General features: G+C 71.1%; 20 protein-coding genes and 1 tRNA gene. 15 read left to right on the forward strand and 6 right to left on the reverse strand.

Translation table 11 applies throughout. From position 1 onward, the window contains the following. Nucleotides 1-4 precede the first annotated feature (4 nt). From nuoL to K8W59_RS01765, 4 genes are read left to right on the forward strand one after another with little or no spacing between them, the layout of a single operon-like run. Nucleotides 5-1,957, forward strand: a complete 1,953-nt coding sequence (gene nuoL / locus K8W59_RS01750) for an NADH-quinone oxidoreductase subunit L (RefSeq protein ID WP_397196057.1) — start codon at nucleotides 5-7, stop codon at nucleotides 1,955-1,957. Further along, a complete protein-coding gene (locus K8W59_RS01755) occupies nucleotides 1,954-3,528 on the forward strand; it encodes an NADH-quinone oxidoreductase subunit M (RefSeq protein WP_223397059.1) in 1,575 nt (524 codons plus the stop codon). Before nuoL ends, K8W59_RS01755 begins: the two co-directional genes overlap by 4 nt. Continuing rightward, complete coding sequence (gene nuoN, locus K8W59_RS01760) at nucleotides 3,528-5,117, forward strand: NADH-quinone oxidoreductase subunit NuoN (RefSeq protein WP_223397060.1); 1,590 nt, start codon at nucleotides 3,528-3,530, stop codon at nucleotides 5,115-5,117. The genes K8W59_RS01755 and nuoN overlap by 1 nt, the downstream gene beginning before the upstream one ends. Beyond that, entirely contained in the window at nucleotides 5,114-6,127 is a 1,014-nt protein-coding gene (locus K8W59_RS01765; RefSeq protein WP_223397061.1) for a polyprenyl synthetase family protein, read from the forward strand. Before nuoN ends, K8W59_RS01765 begins: the two co-directional genes overlap by 4 nt. Nucleotides 6,128-6,260: 133 nt before the next feature. Here K8W59_RS01765 and K8W59_RS01770 read toward each other — a convergent pair whose 3' ends face one another. From K8W59_RS01770 to K8W59_RS01785, 4 genes are all read right to left on the reverse strand, one after another. After that, a complete protein-coding gene (locus K8W59_RS01770; RefSeq protein ID WP_223397062.1) occupies nucleotides 6,261-8,300 on the reverse strand; it encodes a PhoX family protein in 2,040 nt (679 codons plus the stop codon). Between the two features lie 145 nt (nucleotides 8,301-8,445). Next, nucleotides 8,446-9,369, reverse strand: coding sequence for an EamA family transporter RarD (gene rarD, locus K8W59_RS01775; protein WP_223397063.1), 924 nt, complete (start codon nucleotides 9,367-9,369; stop codon nucleotides 8,446-8,448). A 298-nt stretch (nucleotides 9,370-9,667) separates the two neighbouring features. Then, nucleotides 9,668-10,768 (reverse strand): 2-oxoacid:ferredoxin oxidoreductase subunit beta, encoded by a 1,101-nt coding sequence (locus K8W59_RS01780; RefSeq protein ID WP_223397064.1) that lies wholly within the window; start codon nucleotides 10,766-10,768, stop codon nucleotides 9,668-9,670. Continuing rightward, nucleotides 10,765-12,792, reverse strand: a complete 2,028-nt coding sequence (locus K8W59_RS01785; RefSeq protein ID WP_397195939.1) for a 2-oxoacid:acceptor oxidoreductase subunit alpha — start codon at nucleotides 12,790-12,792, stop codon at nucleotides 10,765-10,767. Before K8W59_RS01785 ends, K8W59_RS01780 begins: the two co-directional genes overlap by 4 nt. Nucleotides 12,793-12,865: 73 nt before the next feature. On the opposite strand from K8W59_RS01785, the gene K8W59_RS01790 reads away from it, so the two are divergent. Continuing rightward, the gene (locus K8W59_RS01790; RefSeq protein WP_223397066.1) at nucleotides 12,866-13,705 is read left to right on the forward strand and encodes an alpha/beta fold hydrolase; all 840 of its coding nucleotides are present in this window, start codon (nucleotides 12,866-12,868) and stop codon (nucleotides 13,703-13,705) included. Nucleotides 13,706-13,713: 8 nt separating this feature from the next. On the opposite strand, the gene K8W59_RS01795 is transcribed toward K8W59_RS01790, so the two are convergent. Beyond that, entirely contained in the window at nucleotides 13,714-15,213 is a 1,500-nt protein-coding gene (locus K8W59_RS01795) for an alanine/glycine:cation symporter family protein (RefSeq protein ID WP_223397067.1), read from the reverse strand. 363 nt (nucleotides 15,214-15,576) lie between these two features. On the opposite strand from K8W59_RS01795, the gene K8W59_RS01800 reads away from it, so the two are divergent. Continuing rightward, nucleotides 15,577-15,831 carry a ribbon-helix-helix protein, CopG family gene (locus tag K8W59_RS01800; RefSeq protein ID WP_223397068.1) on the forward strand — a complete coding sequence of 85 codons (255 nt, stop codon included), beginning with the start codon at nucleotides 15,577-15,579 and terminating at the stop codon, nucleotides 15,829-15,831. Further along, nucleotides 15,816-16,118 (forward strand): type II toxin-antitoxin system RelE/ParE family toxin, encoded by a 303-nt coding sequence (locus K8W59_RS01805; protein ID WP_223397069.1) that lies wholly within the window; start codon nucleotides 15,816-15,818, stop codon nucleotides 16,116-16,118. The genes K8W59_RS01800 and K8W59_RS01805 overlap by 16 nt, the downstream gene beginning before the upstream one ends. A gap of 98 nt (nucleotides 16,119-16,216) precedes the next feature. Here the strand turns inward: K8W59_RS01805 and K8W59_RS01810 are convergent, their stop codons facing one another. Beyond that, entirely contained in the window at nucleotides 16,217-16,708 is a 492-nt protein-coding gene (locus K8W59_RS01810) for a YajQ family cyclic di-GMP-binding protein (protein WP_223397070.1), read from the reverse strand. Between the two features lie 92 nt (nucleotides 16,709-16,800). Between K8W59_RS01810 and K8W59_RS01815 the strand changes: the two genes are divergently transcribed. The 8 genes from K8W59_RS01815 (at nucleotide 16,801) to K8W59_RS01850 (ending at nucleotide 24,295) form a co-directional block, all read left to right on the forward strand. Next, nucleotides 16,801-16,882: transfer RNA gene (locus K8W59_RS01815), tRNA-Tyr, on the forward strand. Between the two features lie 262 nt (nucleotides 16,883-17,144). Further along, nucleotides 17,145-18,143: a LacI family DNA-binding transcriptional regulator gene (locus K8W59_RS01820; protein ID WP_223397071.1), complete on the forward strand. Its 999-nt coding sequence runs from the start codon at nucleotides 17,145-17,147 to the stop codon at nucleotides 18,141-18,143. After that, nucleotides 18,140-19,642 (forward strand): sugar ABC transporter ATP-binding protein, encoded by a 1,503-nt coding sequence (locus tag K8W59_RS01825; protein WP_223397072.1) that lies wholly within the window; start codon nucleotides 18,140-18,142, stop codon nucleotides 19,640-19,642. Before K8W59_RS01820 ends, K8W59_RS01825 begins: the two co-directional genes overlap by 4 nt. Before the next feature lie 112 nt (nucleotides 19,643-19,754). Next, the gene (locus tag K8W59_RS01830; RefSeq protein WP_223400021.1) at nucleotides 19,755-20,621 is read left to right on the forward strand and encodes an ABC transporter permease; all 867 of its coding nucleotides are present in this window, start codon (nucleotides 19,755-19,757) and stop codon (nucleotides 20,619-20,621) included. A 38-nt stretch (nucleotides 20,622-20,659) separates the two neighbouring features. Then, nucleotides 20,660-21,583: a substrate-binding domain-containing protein gene (locus K8W59_RS01835; RefSeq protein ID WP_223397073.1), complete on the forward strand. Its 924-nt coding sequence runs from the start codon at nucleotides 20,660-20,662 to the stop codon at nucleotides 21,581-21,583. After that, nucleotides 21,580-22,512 carry a ribokinase gene (locus tag K8W59_RS01840; RefSeq protein WP_223397074.1) on the forward strand — a complete coding sequence of 311 codons (933 nt, stop codon included), beginning with the start codon at nucleotides 21,580-21,582 and terminating at the stop codon, nucleotides 22,510-22,512. The genes K8W59_RS01835 and K8W59_RS01840 overlap by 4 nt, the downstream gene beginning before the upstream one ends. Then, a complete protein-coding gene (gene rbsD / locus K8W59_RS01845; protein WP_223397075.1) occupies nucleotides 22,509-22,904 on the forward strand; it encodes a D-ribose pyranase in 396 nt (131 codons plus the stop codon). The genes K8W59_RS01840 and rbsD overlap by 4 nt, the downstream gene beginning before the upstream one ends. 53 nt (nucleotides 22,905-22,957) lie before the next feature. After that, nucleotides 22,958-24,295, forward strand: coding sequence for an MFS transporter (locus tag K8W59_RS01850; RefSeq protein ID WP_223400023.1), 1,338 nt, complete (start codon nucleotides 22,958-22,960; stop codon nucleotides 24,293-24,295). The last annotated feature ends 7 nt before the right edge of the window (nucleotides 24,296-24,302 follow it).

Consider the following 24,302-nt stretch of genomic DNA (forward strand, 5'->3'; position numbering starts at 1 on the left):
GACCATGACTGTTCTGGCCAGCCCTGTCCTGGCCGCCGAGGGAGCCGGGAGCATCCCGGTGGTGGACCCGGCGGCCGCCGAGGGCGCGTTCAGCCTGATGTGGCTGGTGATCGCGCTCCCGCTGCTCGGCGCGACGATCCTGCTGCTCGGAGGCAGGGCCACCGACAAGTGGGGCCACCTGCTGGGCACCGCGATGCCGATCGGCTCCTTCGTGATCAGCGTGGTCATGTTCGTGCAGCTGCTCGGCCGCCCCGCCGAGGACCGGCAGATCGGCCAGCACCTGTGGACCTGGTTCACCACCGGCGACTGGAGCGTCGGGATGAACCTGATGTTCGACCCACTGTCCAGCCTGTTCTGCCTGCTCATCACCGGTGTCGGCTCGCTGATCCACGTCTACTCCATCGGCTACATGGAGCACGACGACCGGCGGCGCCGGTTCTTCGCCTACCTCAACCTGTTCGTGGCGGCGATGCTGATGCTGGTGCTCGCCTCGGACTACGTCGGGCTGTTCCTCGGCTGGGAGGGCGTCGGCCTGGCGTCGTACCTGCTGATCGGCTTCTGGCAGTTCAAGCCCACCGCGGCCGCGGCGGCCAAGAAGGCCTTCGTGATGAACCGGGTCGGCGACGTCGGCCTGTCGCTGGCGATCGCGCTGATGTTCGTCACCTTCGGCGCCACCTCGTTCGCGGCGGTGTCGGCGGGCGCGGCGGGCGCCAGCGAGGGCGCGCTCACCGCGATCGGCCTGCTGCTGCTCCTGGGCGCCTGCGGCAAGTCCGCCCAGGTCCCGCTGCAGGCGTGGCTGCTGGACGCGATGGAGGGCCCGACCCCCGTCTCGGCGCTGATCCACGCCGCGACCATGGTCACCGCGGGCGTCTACCTCGTCGTCCGCTCGAACTTCATCTTCGAGCTCGCGCCCACCGCGCAGACCGCCGTGGTGGTCGTCGCCGTGGTCAGCCTGCTGTGGGGTGCCGTTCTCGGGTGCGCGAAGGACGACATCAAGAAGGCGCTGGCCGGCTCCACGATGAGCCAGATCGGCTACATGATGCTCGGTGCGGGCCTGGGCGTCGCGGGCTACGCGTTCGCGATCTTCCACCTGCTCACCCACGGCTTCTTCAAGGCCAACATGTTCCTCGGGGCCGGCTCGGTCATGCACGGCATGGACGACGACGTGAACATGCGCCACTACGGCGCCCTGCAGAAGGCGATGCCGATCACCTTCATCACCTTCGCGATGGGCTACCTGGCGATCATCGGCATCCCGCCGTTCTCCGGGTTCTGGTCCAAGGACAAGATCATCGAGACCGCGTTCGCCCAGTCCTGGCTGATCGGACTGCTCGCCCTGGTCGGCGCCGGCATCACGGCGTTCTACATGACCCGGCTGATGCTGATGACCTTCTTCGGCGAGAAGCGGTGGGCCCGCGACGTGCACCCGCACGAGTCGCCGTCGGTGATGACGGTGCCGCTGATGGTGCTGGCCGCGCTGTCGGTGCTGGGCGGCGTGCTCACCCTCGGCGGCTGGATCGAGAGCTACCTCGAGCCGGTGACCGGCACCCCCGAGCACCACGCCCCGCCGCTCAACATCTACCTGCTGATGGCGATCACGCTGCTCGTCGTCGCCGCCGGCGTGGCGACCGCATGGCTGCTGGTCGGCCGGCGTGACGTGCCGCGCGAGGCTCCGCAGGACGTCTCGGTGCTCACCCGCGCCGCCCGCAACGACCTGTACGGCGACCTGATCAACGACGACGTCGCGGTCCGGCCCACGATGGCGACCGCCCGCGGGCTCGCCGTGGTCGACGACCGCGGGGTCGACGGCATGGTCGAGGGCACCGCCCGCACCATCGGCGGCCTGGGCACCCAGCTGCGCCGTGCGCAGACCGGCTACGTCCGCTCCTACGCCCTGTCCCTGCTCGGCGGCGTCCTGCTCGTCGTCCTCGCGCTGCTGGCGGTGAACTTCGCATGACCGACCTCACCCTCACCCTGCTGATCGCGGTCCCCCTCCTCGGGGCGATCGTGGTGGCCTTCCTGCCGGCGACGCTGGCCAAGCCGGTCGGCCTGGCCGTCTCCCTGCTCACCCTGGTGTGGGCGGTGGTGGGCGTACTGCTGCCCTTCGAGGTCGGCGGCGGCATGCAGCTGACCGAGGAGGTCCCGTGGATCGCGCCGCTCGGCGTGAGCTACGCCCTCGGCGTCGACGGGCTGGGCCTGCTGATGGTCCTGCTCACCGCGGTCCTCGTCCCGATCGTGCTGGTCGCCTCCTGGCGCGACGCCGACGGCGACGTGGTCTCCGCCGACGGGCACTCCGGCGCCCTGGTGCCCTCCCGGGCGCGCGGCTTCGTCGCCTGGGCGCTGGCCCTGGAGGCCCTGTCGCTGGCGGTGTTCACGGCGACCGATGTCTTCCTCTTCTACATCGTCTTCGAGGCGACGCTGATCCCGGCGTACTTCCTCATCGGCGGCTTCGGCCGCGAGGGCCGCGGCCGCGCCGCGGTGAAGTTCCTCGTCTACCAGTTGGCCGGCGGGCTGATCATGCTCGGTGCGGTGATCGGCCTGTACGTCGTCTCCGCGCGGGCCGGCGCGCCGACGTACTCCCTCGCGGAGCTCTCCGCGATGGAGATCGACCCGACGGCACAGAAGTGGCTGTTCCTCGGGTTCTTCATCCCGTTCGCGATCAAGGCGCCGATGTTCCCGGTGCACACCTGGCTGGCCGACACCACCGAGAAGGCCACCCCGGGCACCTCGGTGCTGCTGGTGTGCATCCTGGACAAGATCGGCACCTTCGGCATGCTCCGCTTCTGCCTGGGGATGTTCCCCGAGGCGTCGGTGTGGGCGACCCCGGTTGTGGTGATCCTGGCGCTGGTCTCGATCATCTACGGCGCGCTGGTGGCGATCGGCCAGGACGACCTGCTGCGGCTGATCGGTCTGACCTCGCTGTCGCACTTCGGCTTCATCGTGCTCGGCATCTTCGTCTTCACCAGCCAGGGCGGCGCGGGCGCGATCCTCTACATGGTCAACCACGGGATCGGGACCGCGATGCTGTTCCTGGTCGCGGGCTACCTGATCCACCGCACCGGCACCGCCTCGATCTCGGCGATGCACGGTGTGGAGAAGGTCGCCCCGGTGCTCGCCGGGCTGTTCCTGGTCGCCGGGCTCGCGGCCGCCGGCCTGCCGGGGCTTTCGACCTTCGTCTCGGAGTTCCTGGTGATCGTCTCGGCGTTCGACTACGCCTGGTGGGCCGGGGCCGTCGCGGTGCTCGCGATCGTGCTGGCCGCGGTCTACGTGCTGCGGGCCTACCAGCGGATCATGACCGGTCCGGAGGTCTCCGCCACGGTGACCTCGCGGTGGAGCGACCTCTCCCGCCGCGAGGTGAGCGCGGTCGCGCCCCTGGTGCTGGCGCTGGTGCTCTTCGGCTTCTACCCCGCTCCGCTGCTGGATGTCATCAACCCGCAGGTGGAGCAGACGCTGACCCAGGTCGGCGTGAACGACGACGGTCCGGTGGTCCCCGCGGGTGACTCCGAGGCGCAGGGAGGCGACCACTGATGGAGTTCGTCAATCCGGTCATCGAGTATGCCGAGCTGTCGCCGCTGCTGATCGTCTTCGGCGCGGCCGTCCTCGGAGTGCTGGTGGAGGCCTTCGTCCCGCGGGGCGGGCGCTACGTCGCCCAGGCGACGCTGGCCGTCCTCGGCCTGCTCGGGGCGCTGGCCGCCACGGTGTGGGTGGCCCGCGACATGCCCGAGGTCGGCGGCGGCGCAGGTCGCGGCTGGATCGCGATGGAGCAGACCCTGGCCGTCGACGGGCCGGCCGTCTTCCTGTGGGGGCTGATCCTGCTGCTCTCGCTGGCCGGCGTGCTGCTCTTCGCCGAGCGGCACCTCGACGGCGGACTCTCCGCCTTCGCGGGCCAGGCGGCCGCGCTGCCCGGCACCGAGGCCGAGAGCGAGGCCTCCAGCCGGGGGCTGGAGCACACCGAGGTCTACCCGCTGCTGATGTTCGCGGTCTTCGGCATGCTGATGTTCCCCGCCGCCAACGACCTGCTGTCGCTGTTCGTGGCGCTCGAGGTGCTCTCGCTGCCGCTCTACCTGCTGTCCGGGCTCGCCCGTCGGCGCCGCCTGCTCTCGCAGGAGGCCGCGCTGAAGTACTTCCTGCTCGGCGCGTTCTCCTCCGGCTTCTTCCTCTACGGCGCCGCGCTGGTCTACGGGTACGCCGGCTCCATGGACTTCGCCGACATCAACGCCGCCGTCACCAACGACACCGGCGACCAGGCGCTGCTCCTCATCGGCCTGGGCCTGCTCTCGGTCGGCCTGCTGTTCAAGGTGGGCGCCGTACCGTTCCAGGCCTGGACCCCCGACGTCTACCAGGGCGCCCCGACCCCGGTCACGGCGTTCATGTCAGCCGGGACCAAGGTCGCGGCGTTCGGTGCGATGCTGCGGCTGTTCTACGTCGCCTTCGGCCCGGACCGCTGGACCTGGACGCCGATGCTGTGGATCGTCGCGATCCTCTCGATGGTGGTCGGCGCGATCCTGGCGGTCGTGCAGACCGACGTGAAGCGGATGCTCGCCTACTCCTCGGTGGCGCACACCGGCTTCATCCTCACCGGCGTGCTCGGCGTGCAGAGCGTCGGCCAGCTCGCCGACGGGCAGATCACCTCGCTGCAGGCGGTGCTCTTCTACCTCGCTACCTACGGCTTCGCCACCCTCGGCGCCTTCGCGGTCGTCGGGCTGGTGCGCGACTCCGCCGGCGAGGTCACCTCGCTGAGCCGCTGGGCCGGCCTGGGCCGGCAGGCGCCGGTCGTGGCGGGCGTGTTCGCCTTCTTCCTGCTGGCGATGGCGGGCATCCCGCTGACCTCCGGCTTCATCGGCAAGTGGACGGTCTTCACCGTCGCGATGTCGGCCGGCGCGTGGCCGGTGGTGGTCGTGGCGATCCTGTCCAGCATCGTCGCGGCGTTCTTCTACGTCCGGGTCATCTGGCTGATGTACTTCGCCGACCCGGCCGAGGACGGCGCCTCCGTCACCTACCCCTCGGTGCTGACGGCCACCACGATCGCGTTCGCCGCCGCCATCACCCTGGTGCTCGGCGTCCTCCCCGGCCCGGTCCTGGACCTGGCCGCCCAGGCGGGTGACTTCCTCCGGTGACCGGATCGGCCGCCCAGCCCGCAGCCCTCGCCCTGCCCGTCCTCGACGAGGCCCTCGCCGACCGTCTCCGCGGCCGGCTCGGGGTCGTCGAGGAGATGCTGGCGGGATACTGCGAGGGACGCACCCGCTATGTCTCCGACGCCGCGCGGCACCTGCTCGCCGCGGGCGGGAAACGCTTCCGCCCGCTGCTGGTGCTGCTGGCCGCGGAGGTCGGCGAGGACCCGGACAACGAGGAGGTGCTCAAGGCCGCCTGCGTGGTCGAGCTGACCCACGTGGCCTCGCTCTACCACGACGACGTGATGGACGAGGCCGACCTGCGCCGGGGCGCCGACACCGCCAACGCCCGGTGGGACAACCTGGTCGCGATCCTCACCGGGGACTTCCTGTTCGGCCGCTCCTCGGAGGTGACCGCCGACCTCGGCCCGGAGGCGGTGCGGATCCAGGCGCAGACCTTCACCCGGCTGGTGGAGGGGCAGATCCTGGAGACCGTGCAGCCCGAGCCGGGCGAAGACCCGCTGGCGCACTATCTCGAGGTCGTGGCCGGGAAGACCGGCTCGCTGATCGCCACCTCGGCGCGGTACGGCGCCCACTTCAGCGGCGCCTCCGAGGAGGTGGTCGGTGCACTCACGTCGTACGGCGAGATCGTGGGCTCGGCCTTCCAGCTCTCCGACGACATCCTGGACATCGCCTCGGAGTCGGTCGAGTCGGGCAAGACCCCGGGCACCGACCTGCGCGAGGGCGTGCCGACCCTGCCGGTGCTGATGGCGCGGGCCTCCACGGATCCCGCCGACGCCCGGCTGCTGGAGCTGCTGGACGCCGACCTGACCGACGACGCCCTGCACGCCGAGGCGCTCGAGCTGCTCCGCGCGCACCCGGCGATGGCCGAGGCGCGGGCCTATGTCATCGCCCGCACCGACGAGGCCAAGCAGCTCCTCGAGGTGCTGCCCGAGGGCCCGGTGCGCTCCGCGCTCGAGGCCTTCGCCGACGTGGTCGCGACCCGCACCGCGTAGGCCGCCGCTGCCGGCCGGCGTACTGGCCTGCGCCCTCGGGTCTGGCTCGACTGGAGGTAGCCCAGCCACCGGAACCGGCGTTCCGGAGGTGGCTGGGCTACCCCTGATCGGCGGCGTGGGCCGCAGGGGCGCCTCAGCGCTTGCGCCAGCTCACCACGACGCTGGGCCGCGGGACGTCGAAGGCGTCGGTGTGCGGCCAGGTGCTGGACGGGTCGTCGTACGTCGATCCCTCGCCCGGGTGCTGCGGCGCGGCCCAGATCGTCTGGTCCTCGTCGGTGATCAGCGGGCCACAGCACTCCGCGCCCACGGGCACGGTGAGGAACTGCTGCACGTGGCCGCGCTCGGGGCCCTCGACCGGGCAGCGGAAGAGGCCGTCGTGCGAGCCGAGGGCGTTGCCGTCGGTGGCGATCCACAGGTTGCCGACCGAGTCGAAGGCGACGTTGTCGGGGCAGGAGATCGGGCTGACCTTGTCCTTGGGGTATCCGCCGAAGTAGGTCTCCGGCGCCTCCGGGTCCCCGCACACCAGGAGGAGCACCCAGGTGAACGTGGTGCCCGTGTGGTCGCCGCCGTCCTCGGTGGTCTCCAGGACGTAGCCGTTGCGGTTGCCGCTGCTCGTGGTGAGCGGGGCTCCCAGCTCCTCACGCGTCATGGAGGACCCGAGCGGGTTCGCCTCGTCCACCGGGAACCTCGACCCGCGCTGGGAGTTGTTGGTCAGCGCGGCGTAGATCTTCCGGTTCACCGGGTTCGGCTCGACGTCCTCGGGCCGGTCCATCCGGGTCGGGGCGACCTTGTCGGCGGCCAGGCGGGTGTCGATGAGCACCTCGGCGACCGACATCCCGGGCACGAACGACTTCGTGTCCGAGGCCAGCGGGATCCATTCGCCGACGCCGTCGTACTCCGGAGCCGGGTCCGGCGTCTCGTCGGTGAGCCGGGCGACGTAGAGCGTGCCGGCGTCCAGGAGCCGCTTGTTGTAGGCGCGGTCGCCCTCGCGGTAGCGGTCGCGGGAGACGAACTTGTAGAGGTAGTCGCCGCGCTCGTCGTCGCCCATGTACGCCGCCACGCGGCCGTCGTCGGCGATGATCACGTTCGCGCCCTCGTGCTTGAAGCGGCCGAGCATGGTGTGCTTGACCGGGGTCGAGGTCTTGTCCATCGGGTCGATCTCCACGATCCACCCGAAGCGGAAGGGCTCGTGCGGCTCCTTGGCGAGGTCGAACCGCGGGTCCACGGTGTGCCAGTCGCGGTCGGAGTCGCCGGTGATGCCGTAGCGGGCGTAGGACTCGGCGTACCGCGGGTCGAGCGCACCGGTGCTGTCGAAGTACTGGTTGAAGTTCTCCTCACCGGAGAGCACCGTGCCCCACGGCGTGGTGCCGCCGGAGCAGTTGTTGAGGGTGCCGAGCACCCGGCGCCCCGTCGGGTCGGCGGAGGTCTTCATCCGGTCGTGCCCCGCGGCGGGGCCGGTCACGGTGAACGGGGTGCTGCCGGTGAACCGGCGGTTGTAGCGGCGCCCGTTGGCCGAGGAGGGGTTGCGCTGCTTCCAGCCGCCGTGGCCCAGTCGCTGGATCGCGACCACGGACATGCCGTGGGACTCGATGGCGATCTTCTTGATCGTCTCCGCGTCGTAGCGGCCCTCGGGGAACATCAGCTCCTCGTTGGTGTACTCGTGGTTGTTCACCAGGAGGGCGTCGTTGCGGTCCAGCGAGATCACGCCGAGGTAGTCGTTGTTGTAGCCGAACTGGCGGGCGGCCTTCTCCGGAGTCTGGTTGTTCGGGTCGAAGGCCGGGGTGCCGGCGATCACCGGGTCACCCCACGAGATGACCACGCTCTGCTCGAAGCCGGCGGGGACGGTGACGGCGTCGCGCACGTTCGGCTCGACCGGCGTCCAGTCGCCGGTCGCCGCGCCGGCGGATCCGCGGCCGCGGCCCTTGGGCTTCGCTGCGGCGGGGCCGGCCTGGCCGAGGACGAGCGCGCCGACGCCCGCGGCGGTGGTCCCGAGGAGGGTACGGCGCTTCAGCGCCGAGCTGATCACGTCCTGGATGTGCCGGTGCCCGGTCTCGTTGGGCTCGGGCTTGTCGCAGGCGTTGCCACACCGGTAGTGGCAGGTGGCGTAGCTCCGGCTGCCGTGGCGGGTGGGGAAGAGCGGCAGCTGGGTGCGGCGCTCGGGGGTGATGGTCATCTGTGTGGTCTCCCGGGGACGGACGTGTCTTCTCTTGTCTCGGACTCCCGACAGACTAGGCCGATCCGGTGGAGGAGGGGAGAGGCTGCGACGTACCAGCCGGAACCGCAGGGTGTCGGGAAGGTGAACGGGCCGTACCGAAGTACTAGTGAGCCGGTGACCCGTCGACGCACAGGTCCAGCTGGCGGCGCCGATGCCGCAGGATCGCCTCGCCGGTGAAGATCGCGAGCGCGAGCCAGACCACGACGAACCCCACCCACCGCGCCGTCGGCATCGGCTCGTGGAAGTAGAGCACGCCCAGGGTGAACTGGACGGTGGGCGTGAGGTACTGCAACAACCCGATGGTGACCAGGCTGAGCCGGGTCGCGGCCGCGCTGAAGCAGAGCAGCGGGAGCGCGGTGACGGTGCCGGTCGACGCGAGCAGCAGCGCGTTGCCGACGCCCTCGCTGCCGAAGACCAACGGGTCCTGCGTGCCCAGCCAGACCAGGTAGGCCAGCGCCAGCGGGGAGAGCAGCACCGTCTCCAGCGTCAGGCTCTCGACCGCGCCGGCGTTCGCCTTCTTCTTCATCAGGCCGTAGGTGCCGAAGCTGAAGGCCAGCAGAAGTGCGATCCACGGCGGGCGGCCGTAGTCGATGGCCAGCCCCGTCACCGCCGTGCCGGCCAGCGCGACCGCCGCCCACTGCGCCGGTCGCAGCCGCTCGCCCAGGATCAGCACGCCCATCAGCACCGTGACCAGCGGGTTGATGAAGTAGCCGAGGGACACCTCCACCACCCGGCCGTTGTTGACGCCCCAGATGAAGCCGACCCAGTTGACCGCGATCACCGCGGCCGCGGCGGTCAGCAGCCAGCTCCGGCGCCGGTCGCGCAGCAGCGCCCTGAGCTGCCGGCCGCGGCGCAGGACGACCACGAGCAGGCCCATGGTGACCATCGACCAGATGATCCGGTGCGCCAGGATCTCGAACGCCCCGGCGGGCTCGAGCAGCGGGAAGTAGAGCGGGAAGGCGCCCCACATGGAGTACGCCGCCACCCCCAGCGCGAGTCCGCGGCGGGACTGCTCGGGACTCGACACGGGCGCCATCGTAGGGCCGGCGGCCGCCCGCGCGGTTCGGTGTCCGCGCTGCTCTCGCGTCGCCGTACTCCTCGCCTTTGATCATTTCCCAGGTAGTCGCGACGCATGGTCGCTCTACCTGGTGAATTCACAAGGTGGAGCGACAGTCTCCCTGGACTACCTGGGAAATGATCTTCCGGCTCAGACGACGGTGTTGTCGGTCGCTTCGCCGGAACCCGCTCGTTCCTCGCTCTTCCGGCTCAGACGACGGTGTTGTCGGTCGCTTCGCCGGAACCCGCTCGTTCCTCGCTCTTCCGGCTCAGACGACGGTCCACGTGTCGGAGCCGGCGATCAGGCCCGCGAGTCGCTCGGCGTCCGCGCCGGTCGCGCCCTCGCGCGAGGTGGTGACCTGGGCGCGCGCCTGGTCGTCGTACGTCGGCCGCTCGACCTGGCGGAAGATGCCGATCGGTGCCCGGTGCAGCGCACCGCCGTCGGTCAGCCGGCTGATCGCGAACGCGGTCGTGGGGTCGGGGTTGTGGGCGTCGTGGACCAGCAGGTCCCCGGCCGCCACCTCGCCCGGCCCGTCGCCGACGTCGACGATCGAGACGCCGCCGGTCTGCGGGTCGCGCACCAGGCCGCGCGCGCCGTCGGTGCCGAAGCGGATCGGCTCGCCGTGCACGAGCGGGATGATCGCCTCGTCCTTGGTGTCGCGGTCCTTGATCGCGTCGAACGCGCCGTCGTTGAAGATCGGGCAGTTCTGGTAGATCTCCACCAGCGACGTGCCGCGGTGGTCCGCCGCGGCCGAGAGCACCGAGGTCAGGTGCTTGCGGTCGGAGTCGATGGTCCGCGCCACGAACGAGCCCTCGGCGCCCAGCGCCAGCGACACCGGGTTGAACGGCTGGTCCACCGAGCCCATCGGGGTGGACTTGGTGACCTTGCCCGGCTCGGAGGTGGGGGAGTACTGCCCCTTGGTGAGCCCGTAGATCCGGTTGTTGAACAGCAGGATGGTCATGTTCAGGTTTCGGCGCAGCGCGTGGATCAGGTGGTTGCCACCGATCGAGAGCGCGTCGCCGTCACCGGTCACGACCCACACCGACAGGTCCTCGCGCGCCGTCGCCAGACCGGTCGCGATCGCCGGCGCACGCCCGTGGATGGAGTGCATGCCGTAGGTGTCGAGGTAGTAGGGGAACCGCGAGGAGCAGCCGATCCCGGAGATGAACACGATGTTCTCCCGGCGCAGCCCCAGGTCGGGCAGGAACCCCTGCACGGCCTTGAGTACGGCGTAGTCACCGCAGCCGGGGCACCAGCGGACCTCCTGGTCGCTGGTGAAGTCCTTGCCGGTCTGTGCCTCGCCCTCGGTGAGCGTGGGCACGCCCTCGGTGCCCGAGCGCAGGCCGGGCAGCCCCAGGTCGGTCGTCATCGGGTGGCTCCTTCCGGATCCAGCGGGGTGGTCTCCTCCCCGCGGTAGTTGCTCGCCGTGAACTCCGGCGCGCTGAGGTCGATGTCCACGTCCTCCACCTGGGCGACCAGGTCGGCGATCGCCTGCGCCAGCTCGGTCGCCTTCAGCGGCAGGCCGCGGACGTGGTTGTAGCCGATCGCGTCCACCAGGAAGCGGGCGCGGACGAGCATGGAGAGCTGGCCCAGGTTCATCTCCGGGACCAGCACCTTGTCGTAGCGGGACAGGATCTCGCCGAGGTCCTGCGGGAAGGGGTTGAGGTGGCGGAGATGGACCTGGGCGACGTTGTAGCCGGCCCGGCGGACGCGGCGTACTCCTGCCCCGATTGGGCCGTAGGTCGAGCCCCAGCCCAGCACCAGCACCCTCGCCTCGCCGGAGGGGTCGTCGACCTCCAGCGGCGGCAGCGACTCCGCGATCCGGTCCACCTTGGCCTGGCGGGTGCGGACCATGAAGTCGTGGTTGGTCGGGTCGTAGGAGATGTTGCCGTGGCCGTCGCCCTTCTCCAGGCCGCCGATCCGGTGCTCCAGCCCGGCCGTGCCCGGGACCGCCCACGGACGGGCCAGGGTCTTCTCGTCGCGGGCGTAGGGCAGGAACTCGCCCTCGGGCCCGTTCGGCGTGGACGCGAAACCGGGGTCGATGACCGGCAGGTCGGCAACGTCGGGCACCTGCCACGGCTCGGAGCCGTTGGCGAGGTAGCCGTCGGAGAGCAGCATCACCGGGGTGCGGTAGGTGATCGCGATCCGGGCCGCCTCGAGGGCGGCGTCGAAGCAGTCCCCGGGGGAGCGGGGCGCGACGATCGGGACCGGAGCCTCGCCGTTGCGGCCGAACATCGCCTGCAGCAGGTCGGCCTGCTCGGTCTTGGTCGGCAGGCCGGTCGACGGGCCGCCGCGCTGCACGTCGACGACCAGCAGCGGGAGCTCGGTCATCACCGCCAGGCCGATGGTCTCGGACTTCAGCGCGATGCCCGGCCCGGAGGTCGTGGTGACGCCCAGCGCGCCGCCGAAGCTCGCGCCGAGGGCGGCGCCGATGCCGGCGATCTCGTCCTCGGCCTGGAAGGTGGTGACGTTGTAGGCCTTGTGCTTGCTCAGCTCGTGCAGGATGTCCGAGGCCGGGGTGATCGGGTAGGACCCGAGGAAGACCGGCAGCTGCGACTGCACGCCGGCCGCGACCAGCCCGTAGGCGAGCGCCAGGTTGCCGGTGATGTTGCGGTAGGTGCCGGCCGGCACCGGGGCCGGCTTGATCTCGTACTGCACCGCGAACGCCTCGGTCGTCTCGCCGAAGTTCCAGCCGGCGTTGAAGGCGGCCAGGTTGGCGTCGCGGATCTCCGGCGCCTTGGCGAAGCGCTGGGTGAGGAAGTCGGTGGTCGTCTCGGTGGGGCGGCCGTACATCCACGACAGCAGCCCGAGGGCGAACATGTTCTTGGCCCGGGCGGCGTCCTTGCGGGACAGGCCGAACTCCTTGACCGCCGCGACCGTCATGCCGGTCAGGTCGACGGCGTGGACCTGGTACTCCGCCAGCGACTCGTTCTCCAGCGGGTTGTCCTGGTAGCCCGCCTTGGCCAGGTTGCGCGCGGTGAAGTCGTGGGTGTCGACGATGATCGTCGCGCCCTTGGGCAGGTCGCCGAGGTTGGCGCGCAGCGCGGCGGGGTTCATCGCGACCAGCACGTCCGGCGCGTCGCCGGGGGTGAGGATGTCGTGGTCGGCGAAGTGCACCTGGAAGGACGAGACGCCGGGCAGCGTGCCCTGCGGTGCCCGGATCTCCGCGGGGAAGTTCGGCAGGGTGGACAGGTCGTTGCCCAGGGCCGCCGACTCGTGGGTGAACCGGTCACCCGTGAGCTGCATGCCGTCGCCGGAGTCGCCCGCGAACCGGATGATCACCCGGTCGAGCTGCTGGACCTTCTTGGTCACCTCGAATGCCCCATCTTCTGTATCAGAGTCGCTGGTCCGCGCACGTCTATCCACGATAGACCCGCGCAGGTGGCGAATCACGTGGTCCCAGCACGTGGATCGGGCGGCGGGCGTGACTCCTGACACGTCGCTGGGGACTGCGAGACTCGGGGCCATGGCGATCGAGGACGAGGTGGGGTGGCGACGGGTCGACCGCGGCGATGCCGAGGTCTGGTTCGCCGACACCATGGACGACCTGCCGATCGTCGTGCTGCTCCACGGGCTGGCCGGCTACGGCCTGGAGTGGCGGCGCACCATCGAGGTGCTGCGCGACCACTTCGCGGTCATCGCCATCGACCAGCGCGGCCACGGGGCCAGCACGCGCGAGCCCGCCGACGTCTCGCGTTCGGCGTACGTCGGCGACGTGCTCGCCGTCCTCGACGAGCTGCTGGTCGACGCCGTGACGGTGATCGGGCAGTCGATGGGGGCGCACACCGCGATGCTGCTCGCCGCGCGGGCGCCGGAGCGGGTCCACTCCCTGGTGATGGTCGAGGGCGGTCTCGGCGGGGGCGGGCCCGAGCTCACCGAGACCGTGGGGCACTGGCTGGCGTCCTGGCCCGCGCCGTTCGCCGACCGTGACGAGTTCGCCGCGTTCTTCGGCGACAACCGGTTCGTCGCCGACGCCTGGGCCGCCGGGCTGGAGGAGCGCCCGGACGGCCTGTGGCCGCGGTGGGATGCCGCGACGCTGACCCGGGCGCTCGCGCCCGTCCACGAGCGTGAGTACGTCGAGGAATGGGCCCGCGTCTGGGCGCCGACTCTGCTGGTCCGCGGTGAGCTCGGCTCGGTGCCGCAGCGGCAGGTGGACCTGATGCGCGAGACCCGGCCGCAGGTGGAGGGCTGCCCGCCGCTGGAGGTCGCCACGCTCGCCGGGATCGGGCACGACGTCCACCTCGAGGCGCCCGAGGGGCTGCACCGACTGCTCGGGCCCTTCCTCGAGGTGGACCTGCGCCCCTGACCCCGCGGTCAGCTCCCGGACGCGCCGGCCGACTCGCGCCGGCGGACCCGGTCCTCCCAGAACGTGGCGTGCTTGATCCCCAGCGGCGTCGGGTCGAAGACCGGGTCCAGGCCCGCGCGCCGCTGGCGGTCGAAGTCCCACAGCGCCTGCAGGGCCGGCCGCTGGATGATCAGGATCGCGATCAGGTTCAGCCAGGCCATCAGGCCCACGCCGATGTCGCCGAGCATCCAGGCGGTCTCGGCGGTCGCGACCGCGCCGTACGCCGTGGCGACCAGGAAGACCAGCTGGAGCACCCGGATCGCGTAGCGCGTGACCGCCGGGCGGCGGGCGGAGCGGAACAGGTAGGTGATGTTGGTCTCCGCCATGTAGTAGTAGGCCACGATCGTGGTGAAGGCGAAGAAGGCCAGCGAGATCGCGATGAAGGTCGCGCCCGCGCCGGACCAGACGGTGTCGAAGGCGTTCTGGGCGTAGCCCGGCCCGGCCTCGACCGGGTTGCTCTCCTGGCCGAGCCCGTCGTAGAGCACCCGGCCACTCGCGTCGCCGCCGCTCCAGACGGTATAGCTGCCGGTGGAGAGGATCAGGAACGCGGTCGCGGAGCAGACGAAGAGGGTGTCGATGTAGACCGAGAAGGCCTGCACCAGGCCCTGCTTGGCCGGGTGGGAGACCTCGGCAGCCGCGGCCGCGTGCGGGCCGGTGCCCTGGCCGGCCTCGTTGGAGTAGATGCCGCGCTTGATCCCCCACTCGACGGCGAGGCCGGCGATCGCGCCGAATCCGGCCTCCATGCCGAACGCGCTGGAGAGGACCAAGCGGATCACCTCGGGCACGGCCTCGACGTTGACGACCACGACCACCAGCGCGACCAGGATGTAGGCGACGGCCATGAACGGGACGACCAGTCCGGCGAAGGTGCCGATCCGCTTCACGCCGCCGACCACGATGAAGGACAGCGCGATCACCACGCCGACCGCGACCGGCCAGCTGCTGATCCCCCAGGCGTTGCTCATCGAGGAGGAGATCCCGTTCGCCTGGATGCCCGGCATGAGGAAGCCGGTGGCGAGCACGGTGACGGCGGCGAAGATGGCGGCGTACCACTTCTGCCGCATGCACTTCTCGATGTAGTAGGCCGGGCCGCCGCGGTACTCGCCGTTGTCGTCCTTCTCCTTGTAGATCTGGCCCAGCGTGCACTCGATGAACGAGGTCGAGGCACCGAGGAAGGCGCTGATCCACATCCAGAAGACCGCGCCCGGGCCGCCGAAGGCGATCGCCGTCGCGACGCCGGCGATGTTGCCGGTGCCGACCCGACCGGCCAGCGACATCGCGAGCGCCTGGAAGGACGAGACGCCCGACTCCGAGGACTGCCCGCGGAACATCTGGCGCACCATCTCGGGCACGCCGCGCACCTGGACCAGCTTGGTCCGGATGGTGAAGTACAACCCCGCGCCCAGGCAGAGGTAGACGAGGACGGGGCTCCACACCCAGGAGCTGATGGTGCTGGCGATGTCGGTCATGCGGGCCTTTCCGGAACGGCGGGACGGTCCGGAAGGCTAGGTGAGGGACGTCACCCTGCGCGAATCGGGGTCCCGCCGGCCGCGGGGCGGCTTTGGCGCGGGGGCCGGGCACAAACCACCCAGTAAGCGGGCGCGCCGCGATCACGGACCCCGCCGTTTCGCGGGTCCCGCTCCGGCCGGGTGTCACTTGCTGGGTGGATCGTGCACGGGGCGGGTCGGAGCTCCGCCCGGACTCGGCGGTAGTCGATGGACTCCCGCGTGACTGATGCATGCGGAGTCTCGGCGCTGCGGCAGCACGCCCTGCGGGAGGGTTCGCCGCCACGCGGCTTCGGGTATGATCTTCTCATACCCGAGGAGGTTGGCATGGCGGTTCGGAAGGTTGCGGTGACGTTGCCGGAGGAGCTGTACGACCTGGTGGAGCGGGCGCGGGCGGTGGAGCACCGCTCCCGCTCGGAGGTGATCCAGGAGGCGCTGCGCACTCACTTCGGCGAGGCCATCTACATCCCGACCGACGACGAGCGGCGGCGCCTCATCGAAGCCCTTGAAGCGGTCGACGAGCACCCGGACGCAGTTCGCGAGTGGACCGACGTCCGCGATGAGTTGTGGCCGACGACGTAAGGATCGTGCTCGGCGAGCACGCGGTCGATGACCTGCGCCGAGCACGCGACCACTACGCCGCGATCGACCCCGCACTGTGCGACGACTTCGCGCTCGCCGTCGATGCCGTCCTCAATCGCGTCCGGACCTTCCCCCATGGCGCGCCCCCGGTCGACGGGTTCCCCGGTCTGCGTCGCGCCCGGATGAGACGGTCTCCCTACGGCGTGTTCTACCGAGACATAGACGAGACCATGACCGTCCTTCGCGTTCTGCACAACGCGCGCGACACGGTGCAGCACCTGCCCTGAGATGCGGCAGCAGGCCACGCCGCGAGCGGTGGCAACAGTCCTGGGGGCCGGGGGACTCTCGGCACTCATGAGCCCTCCGACTTGAGCGGCGCAGCGATTCAGCGGTAGTTGGTGAACTGCACCGCGAAGTCGTAGTCCTGCTCCTTGACCAGCGCGATCACGGCCTGCAGGTCGTCCCGCTTCTTGCTGGAGACGCGCAGCTCGTCGCCCTGGATCTGCGCCTTGACGCCCTTGGGGCCCTCGTCGCGGATCAGCTTCGAGATCTTCTTGGCGTTCTCACTGGAGATGCCCTCCTTGAGGGTCACCCCGATCTTGGACTCCTGGCCGGACTGCCGCGGCTCGGAGGCGTCGAGCACCTTGAGCGAGACGTTGCGCTTGACCAGCTTCTGCTTGAAGACGTCGAGTACGGCGGTGGCCCGGTCGTCCGCCGACGCGCTGATCTCGATCGCCTCCTCGCCGCGCCACTCGATCTTCGCGCCGGTGCCCTTGAAGTCGAACCGGGTGGCGACCTCGCGGGCGGTCTGACCCAGGGCGTTGTCGACCTCCTGGCGGTCGATCTTGCTGACGATGTCGAACGAGCTGTCGGCCATGCTCTGTCCCCTTCTAGCGATTCGTCGGCACCGGCGTGCCTCGGCTATTGTTTCTTCTCGCTCATCCCGGGTCCAACCGGGTGGGTCGACCCGGCAGGTTGCCCGAGCGGCCAAAGGGAGCTGACTGTAAATCAGCCGGCATTGCCTTCAGAGGTTCGAATCCTCTACCTGCCACCGTCACGCGCGGCCCTCGGAGTCTCTCCGGGGGCCGCTCGCGTTGTTTCCCCGGTGCACCGGGGAATCGGTCACTTCCCGGCTGAGATTTCGGCTGGGAGGTGACCGTTCTCCCTGGGAACCTCCCGCCCTGTCGCCCGGCCGGGCCCAGAGCCCCTGAGCCGTTCGAGAGGCAGCCGGCGCAGGCCAGGGGGTTGACAGTACGACGCTCGGCTCGCCACAGTTGTAATCGTTTCCATTGGAATCGATTCCAGAGGTGCCCGTGTCCACGATCGACGACGTCGCCCGCCGCGCGGGGGTCTCGCGCGCGACGGCCTCGCGGGCGCTCACCGGAGCGGGTTCGGCGGCGCCGGCCACGGTGACCCGGGTGCGGGATGCGGCCCGCGAGTTGGGCTATCGCCCCAATGCGGTGGCGAGGTCCCTGCGCACCACACGGACCTCGACGATCGGGCTGATCGTGTCCGACGTACGCAACCCGTTCTTCGCCGAGTTGGTGCACGGCATCGAGCAGGCGGCCGAGGAGTGCGGCTGGTCGCTGATGGTCGGCAATGCCGATGAGTCGACCGAGCGGCAGGACGGCTACGTGCAGACCCTGCTCGCACACCAGGTCGACGGCCTGATCGCGACTCCGCAGGGTGACGGCAGTGGGGCCTTGTCGGAGGCGCTCGCCGCCGGCGTCCCCACCGTCTTCGTCGACCGACGCGTGGCTGGCCTGGACGTCCCGGTCGTGGCCAGCGATGGCGACGCCGGCGTCCGCGCGATGGTCGAGCATCTGGCCGGGCTGGGACACCGGCGGATCGGGGTGATCGCCGGCCCGCAGGAGGCCTCGACCGGCCGCGACCGGCTGCGCGCCGTGCGCGCCGCGCTCCGCAGGCACGGGCTCGCCACCGACGACGAGCTGGTGCGCTTCGGGGACTTCCAGTTGGACACCGGGGTCCGGTGCGCGGGCGAGCTCGTCGAGCTCGCCGACCCGCCCGACGTCATCTTCGCCGCCGACAACCTGATGGCGCTGGGCGCGTTCCAGGAGCTGCGCCGCCGCGGCGTCCGGGTCGGCGAGGACATGGGCCTGGCCGCGTTCGACGACCTGGACTGGTTCTCGCTCGTCGATCCCCCGATCACCGCCGTCGCCCAGGACACGCGCGCCCTCGGCAACGAGGCGGTGCGGCTCCTGCGGGAGGTCCGGGAGGGCGGCCAGCCGGCCGACGTGACGCTGCCGGTGGACCTGCGGGTGCGCCGATCGTGTGGAGAGGGACGCCGATGAGCGACGCCGTACTCGAGCTGGACCACGTCAGCAAGCGCTTCGGGCCGACCGTTGCGGTCAAGGACGTCTCCCTGGCTCTGCGGCCGGGCGAGGTGCACTGCCTGCTGGGGGAGAACGGTGCCGGGAAGAGCACGCTGATCAAGATGATCGCCGGGGTCCACGAGCCCGACAGCGGCCGGATCGTGCTCGACGGGCAGGAGGTGCGCATCCCCGACGCCCGGGCGGCCCAGTCGATGGGCATCGCCACCATCCACCAGGAGCTCGCCCTGGTGCCCGACATGACCGTGGCGGAGAACCTGACGCTCGGACGCACCCCGCGCCGCTTCGGCCTGGTCGACCGCCGGGCGCTGAACGACCAGGCGCGCGAGGCGCTGGCGATGGTCGGACTGGACGTCGCCGGGGACCGACGGCTCGGGGACCTCGGTGTCGCACGGCAGCAGCTGATCGAGATCGCCAAGGCGCTCACGCTCGACGCGCGGGTGCTGATCCTGGACGAGCCCACAGCATCCCTGACCGGCCACGAGACCGAGCAGTTGTTCCGGGTGATGGAGCAGCTGCGCGAGCGGGGCGTCGCGATGGCGTTCATCAGCCACCACCTGGAGGAGATCGCCCGCATCGGCGACCGCGTCACCGTCCTGCGCGACGGCGCCTCCGTCGGCGAGCTCGAGGCGACCGCCGACAGTGCCGACCTGGTCCGGCTCATGGTCGGCCGCGACATCGAGGACCAGTTCCCCCGGCGTCCCTCGCCCGTCGGCGACCCGCTGCTGCAGGTCGACGGGCTGACCCGCAAGGGCGAGTTCGAGGACGTCACCCTGACCGTCCGCGCCGGCGAGGTCGTCGGCCTGGCGGGCCTGGTCGGTGCCGGCCGCACCGAGGTGGTGCGGGCGATCGCCGGGGCCGAGCCGTACGACGCGGGGTCGGTGTCCGTGCGCGGGCACCGGGTCCGGGGATCCAGCGTCCCGGCCGCCATCGCCGCCGGTGTGGGCCACATCCCCGAGGACCGCAAGCACGACGGGCTCGTCCTCGATGGGTCGGTGGGCGAGAACCTCGGCTACGCCACCGTCGGCCGGACCTCGCGCTGGGGGCTGGTGGACCGCTCCGGTCAGGCCCGCCGGGCCGGCGAGGTCGCCAGGAGGCTGCGGATCCGGCACGCCTCGCTCGACCAGCCGGTGCGGTCGCTGTCTGGCGGCAACCAGCAGAAGGTCGTCTTCGGGCGGTGGGTGCTGGCGGAGTCGTCGGTGCTGCTGCTCGACGAGCCGACCCGGGGCGTCGACGTCGGCGCGAAGCTGGAGATCTACGAGCTGGTCAACGCGGTGACCGATGCCGGAGGCGCCGTACTCATGGTCTCCAGTGACCTGCCGGAGGTGCTCGGGATGAGCGACCGGATCCTCGTGATGTCGCACGGCCGCCTCGTGGGCGAGCTGCCGGCGGCCGAGGCGACCCAGGAACAGATCATGCAACTCGCCGTCCAGGAGGTGGCATCCAGCCGTGTCCACTGAGAGCCCGACAGCCGCGGAGGCCACCGACCCCGCGCCTCGCGACCGGAAGACCCTGACGGACCGGCTCGCGGACAACGGCGCGCTGGTCGGTCTGCTGGTCGTGTGTGTCGCCATGTTCATCGCGACCCCGGACTTCCTCACCACCCGGAACATGCTCAACATCGGCGTGCAGGCGGCGGTCGTCGCCGTCCTCGCGTTCGGCATGACCTTCGTGATCGTCTCCGGCGGCATCGACCTGTCGGTGGGGTCGGTCGCGGCGCTCGCCGCGATCGTTACCGCATGGTCCGCGGCCGAGGGTGTGCCGGGCCTGCTGAGCGTGGTCCTCGGCCTGCTCGCCGGGCTCGCCGCCGGCGCGGTCAACGGCCTCGCGGTCGCGGTCATCGGCCTGCCCGCCTTCATCGCCACCCTGGCGATGCTGAGCATCGCGCGCGGCCTGGCCCTGGTGATCTCCGACGGCAGCCCGATCCCGATGCCGGCGATCGCCAGCCGCCTCGGCGACGACCTTGGGCCGGTCCCGGTGCCCGTGATCGTGCTCGTATTGGCTGGGCTGTTCGCCGCCTTCGTGCTCAACCGGACCGTCGTCGGCCGGAACATGTACGCCGTCGGTGGGAACGAGGAGGCCGCTCGACTCTCCGGCATCCGGGTGGGGCGGGTGACGGTTCTGGTCTATGCGATGTCCGGCGTCTTCGCCGGGCTGGCCGGTCTGGTGCTGGCCGGCCGGCTGGCCTCTGCCCAACCGCAGGCCGCCTTCGGCTACGAGCTGGATGCCATCGCCGCCGTGGTGATCGGAGGCGCGAGCCTGGCCGGCGGGACCGGGCGGGCGTTCGGAACCCTGATCGGCGCGCTCGTGCTCGCCGTGATCCGTAACGGCCTGAACCTGCTCAACGTCACTGCGTTCTGGCAGCAGGTCGTGATCGGCCTGGTGATCGCCGTCGCGGTGGCGATCGACGTGCTCCGGCGCAAGCGGCTGACCCGCTGAGATCTCGGACCCAACCCAAGGAGGAAACCGTGCACCAGATGACCAAGCGAGTGACCGCTCTGGCGGGGGCGCTCGTGCTCGCCACCGGCCTGACGGCCTGCAACCGCGGCGCGGAGTCCGAGAGCGACCGCACGGTCGTGCTCGCCCTGTCGACGCTGAACAACCCCTACTTCATCTCGCTACGCGACGGCGCCCAGGAGGCGGCGGACAAGGCCGGCGTGACGCTGGAGGTCGTGGACGCGCAGAACGACGCGGCGACCCAGGCCAACCAGCTCGCGAACGCGGCCACGCAGCAGGCCGACGCCGTGATCGTGAACCCGGTGGACTCGGCTGCCGCGGCCCAGGGCGTGGAGCCGCTGCTCTCCGACGACATCCCGGTCATCGCCGTCGACCGGGGAGTCGACGGAGCCCAGGTCACCGCGACGGTCGCCTCGGACAACGTCGACGGGGGCAAGCAGGCCGGGGATGCCCTGGTGGAGGCCATCGGGGGCAGCGGCGACGTCCTGCAGCTGCAGGGTGTCCCCGGCACCGACGCGAGCCGTGACCGTGGCGCCGGCTTCGAGGAGGCGGTCTCGGCCGCGAACGGCGTCGAGGTGGTCGCCAAGCAGCCGGCCAACTTCGACCGCGCGACCGCACTCAACGTCGCCACCAACCTGTTGGAGGCCAACTCCGAGGTGAAGGGCATCTTCGCGGAGAACGACGAGATGGCGTTGGGAGCCGTTCGCGCGCTCGGCCCGCGGGCGGGCAAGCAGGTGCAGGTGATCGGCTTCGACGCCACCCCCGACGGGCTGGACGCCGTCGAGGCGGGCACCCTCTACGGCACGATCGCCCAGGACCCCGGGGCGATGGGCGCGACCGCGCTGGAGCAGGCCCTTCAGGCCGTGAACGGTGAGGACGTCCCGGAGACCACCCCGATCGAGGTCACCCTGGTGACCCAGGACAACGTCGCCGACTTCCAGTGACCGAGACACAGGTCGTCGTCGTGGGGTCGGTGAACGCCGACCTCACGACGACCGTCGAGCGATACCCGGCACCGGGGGAGACGATCCTGGGCAGCGGTGGCAGGTTCAGCCCGGGGGGCAAGGGCGCCAACCAGGCGTTGGCCGCGTCGCGCCGGGGCGCGGCGGTCGCGATGGTCGGCGCGGTCGGCACCGACCCGCAGAGCGATGCCGCGCTGCGGCTGCTTCGCGAGGATGGGGTCGACCTGCGTGCCGTGCGTGCCGTGGAGGGACCGACCGGGCTCGCGGTGATCACCGTGGACGAGAGCGGGGAGAACACCATCGTCGTGGTGCCCGGCGCCAACGCCGCGGTCACGCCGGACGACGTACGCGCGCAGGCGCCGGTGATCGCCGCCGCCTCGGTCTGCGTGGTTCAGGGCGAGTTGCCCGCGGCGACGACCGACGCTGCAGTTCGCGTGGCGAAGGAGGCGGGCGTGCGGGTGCTGGTCAACCTCGCCCCCGTCGTACCGGTCGAGCCTGTCACGGTCGCCGCGGCCGACCCGCTCGTCGTGAACGAGGGTGAGGCGCGCGGACTCCTGCGGCTGCAGGGACGCACGGTGCCTGACGCCGGCTCCGATCCGGTCGAGGACGCGGTGACCGTGTGCGGGGAGCTCACGGCGGTGGGAGCGCGCTCCGTGGTGGTGACGGTGGGCGCCGCGGGCGCCGTGTTCGCCGAGGCCGGCGGAGAGCCGGAGCACTTGCCCGCACCGCGCGTCGATGCGGTGGACACCACGGGCGCGGGAGACGCGTTCGTCGGTGCGGTCGCAGCCCGGCTCGCCGGGGGAGCCGACCTGCGCGCCGCGGTGGCCGAGGGGGTGCGGGTCGGGGCGTACGTCGTCACCGGCGCCGGCGCCCAGGAGTCCTACCCCCGCGAGGCGGACCGACTGCCATGAAGCGCTCCGGACTGCTGAACGCCGAGCTCCTCGGCCGTGTGGGCCGGCTGGGGCACACCGACCGGGTGGTGGTCGCCGACTGCGGGCTGCCCGTCCCGGCCGACGTCCCGGTGGTCGACCTCGCGGTCACGCTCGGGCTCCCGGGCTGGCGGGAGGTGCTCGACGCGCTCCTGGCCGAGCTGGTGGTCGAGGGGGCCGTGGTGGCGCGCGAGGCGGGCGACGGGGAGGTCGGGGTCTGGGTGGCCGAGCGGGAGGACGCGCTCGGTGGCCCGCCGGATCGCGTCCCGCACGAGCGGTTCAAGGAGCTGGTCGCCGACGCCTCGTTCGTGGTGCGCACGGGCGAGGCGACGCCGTACGCCAACATCCTGCTGCGGTGCGGAGTGCCGTTCTGAGCGGTGGTCGCGATGTCCGGGCAGGGGCGCTGCGGACCTAGGCTGAGCGGGTGATGCAGCAGGTCCACAACATCGGCCGCCGCCGGGCCTGGGTGATCTGGCTGGTGGCGCTGTCGGTCTACCTGCTGGCCGTCTTCCACCGCAGCTCCCTCGGCGTCGCGGGCGTGCTCGCCGCGGAGCGCTTCGACGTCTCGGCGACCGAGCTGTCGATGTTCACGGTGCTCCAACTGGTGGTGTACGCCGGCATGCAGGTGCCGATCGGTGTCCTGCTGGACCGCTTCGGCGCCAAGCGGATGCTGGTCACCGGGCTGCTGCTGATGACCGCAGCCCAGCTGACCTTCGCCTTCGCCACCACCCTGCCGGTGGCGATCGCCGCCCGGGCCGTGCTGGGGGCCGGGGACGCGATGACGTTCGTCTCGGTGCTCCGGCTGGTCACGTCGTGGTTCGAGCCGCGGCGGATCCCGCTGATGACCCAGCTCACCGGCCAGCTCGGGCAGCTCGGCGCGGTCGCCGCGGCCGGGCCCCTCGCGTGGGCGCTGCACGACCTCGGCTGGACCCGCACCTTCGCGATCGTCTCCTCGGTCGGCATGGTGCTGCTGGTCTTCGTGCTGCTGCTGGTCAAGGACTCGCCGTACGTCACCACCCAGGTCATCCGGATCCGCCTCTCGTTGCTCGCGCGCCAGGTCCGCTCGGTCTGGGGCAACCCGGGGACCCGGGTCGGCATGTGGTCGCACTTCGTCGCGCAGTTCTCCATGACCGTGTTCGCGATGCTGTGGGGCTATCCGTTCCTGGTGCGCGGCGAGGGGCTCTCCACCCAGACCGCGAGCGCCCTGCTGATGGTGATGACCGGGTGGGTGGTGCTCGCGGGCGTCGTGCTCAGCATGCTCACCGCCCGGTTCCCCTACTACCGCTCGGTCATCGTGCTGCTGGTGGTGGCGCAGATGGTGGTTGCCTGGACCGCCGTACTCCTGTGGCCGGGGCCGGCGCCGATGTGGCTGCTGGTCATCATGTGCCTCACCACCGCCGCCGGCGGGCCCGCGTCGATGGTGGGCTTCGACCTGGCGCGGACGTTCCTGCCGAGTGAGTACTCCGGGCGCGCCAACGGCCTGGTCAACATCGGCGGCTTCGGCGCCTCGCTCGCGGTGATGGCGCTGATCGGCGTGGTGCTCGACCTGCAGAACCCCCGTGGGATGGACGCCTACACCCTCGACGACTTCAAGGTCGCGATGGCGGTGCAGTACGCCTTCTGGGCCTTCGGGGCCGTCCAGGTGGTCCGCTATCGCCGCAAGGCGCTGCGGCACCTCGAGCGCGAGCACCCCGGCGTCACCCATCAGTTGCGGCGCGGCGAGCCCTTCGTCCACCCCGGCTTCCACGACCGCGAAGGCGTCTGAGCCACGG

The sequence above is a fragment of the Nocardioides rotundus genome (genome assembly GCF_019931675.1).
In the GTDB taxonomy this organism is placed as follows: Bacteria; Actinomycetota; Actinomycetes; order Propionibacteriales; family Nocardioidaceae; genus Nocardioides; species Nocardioides rotundus.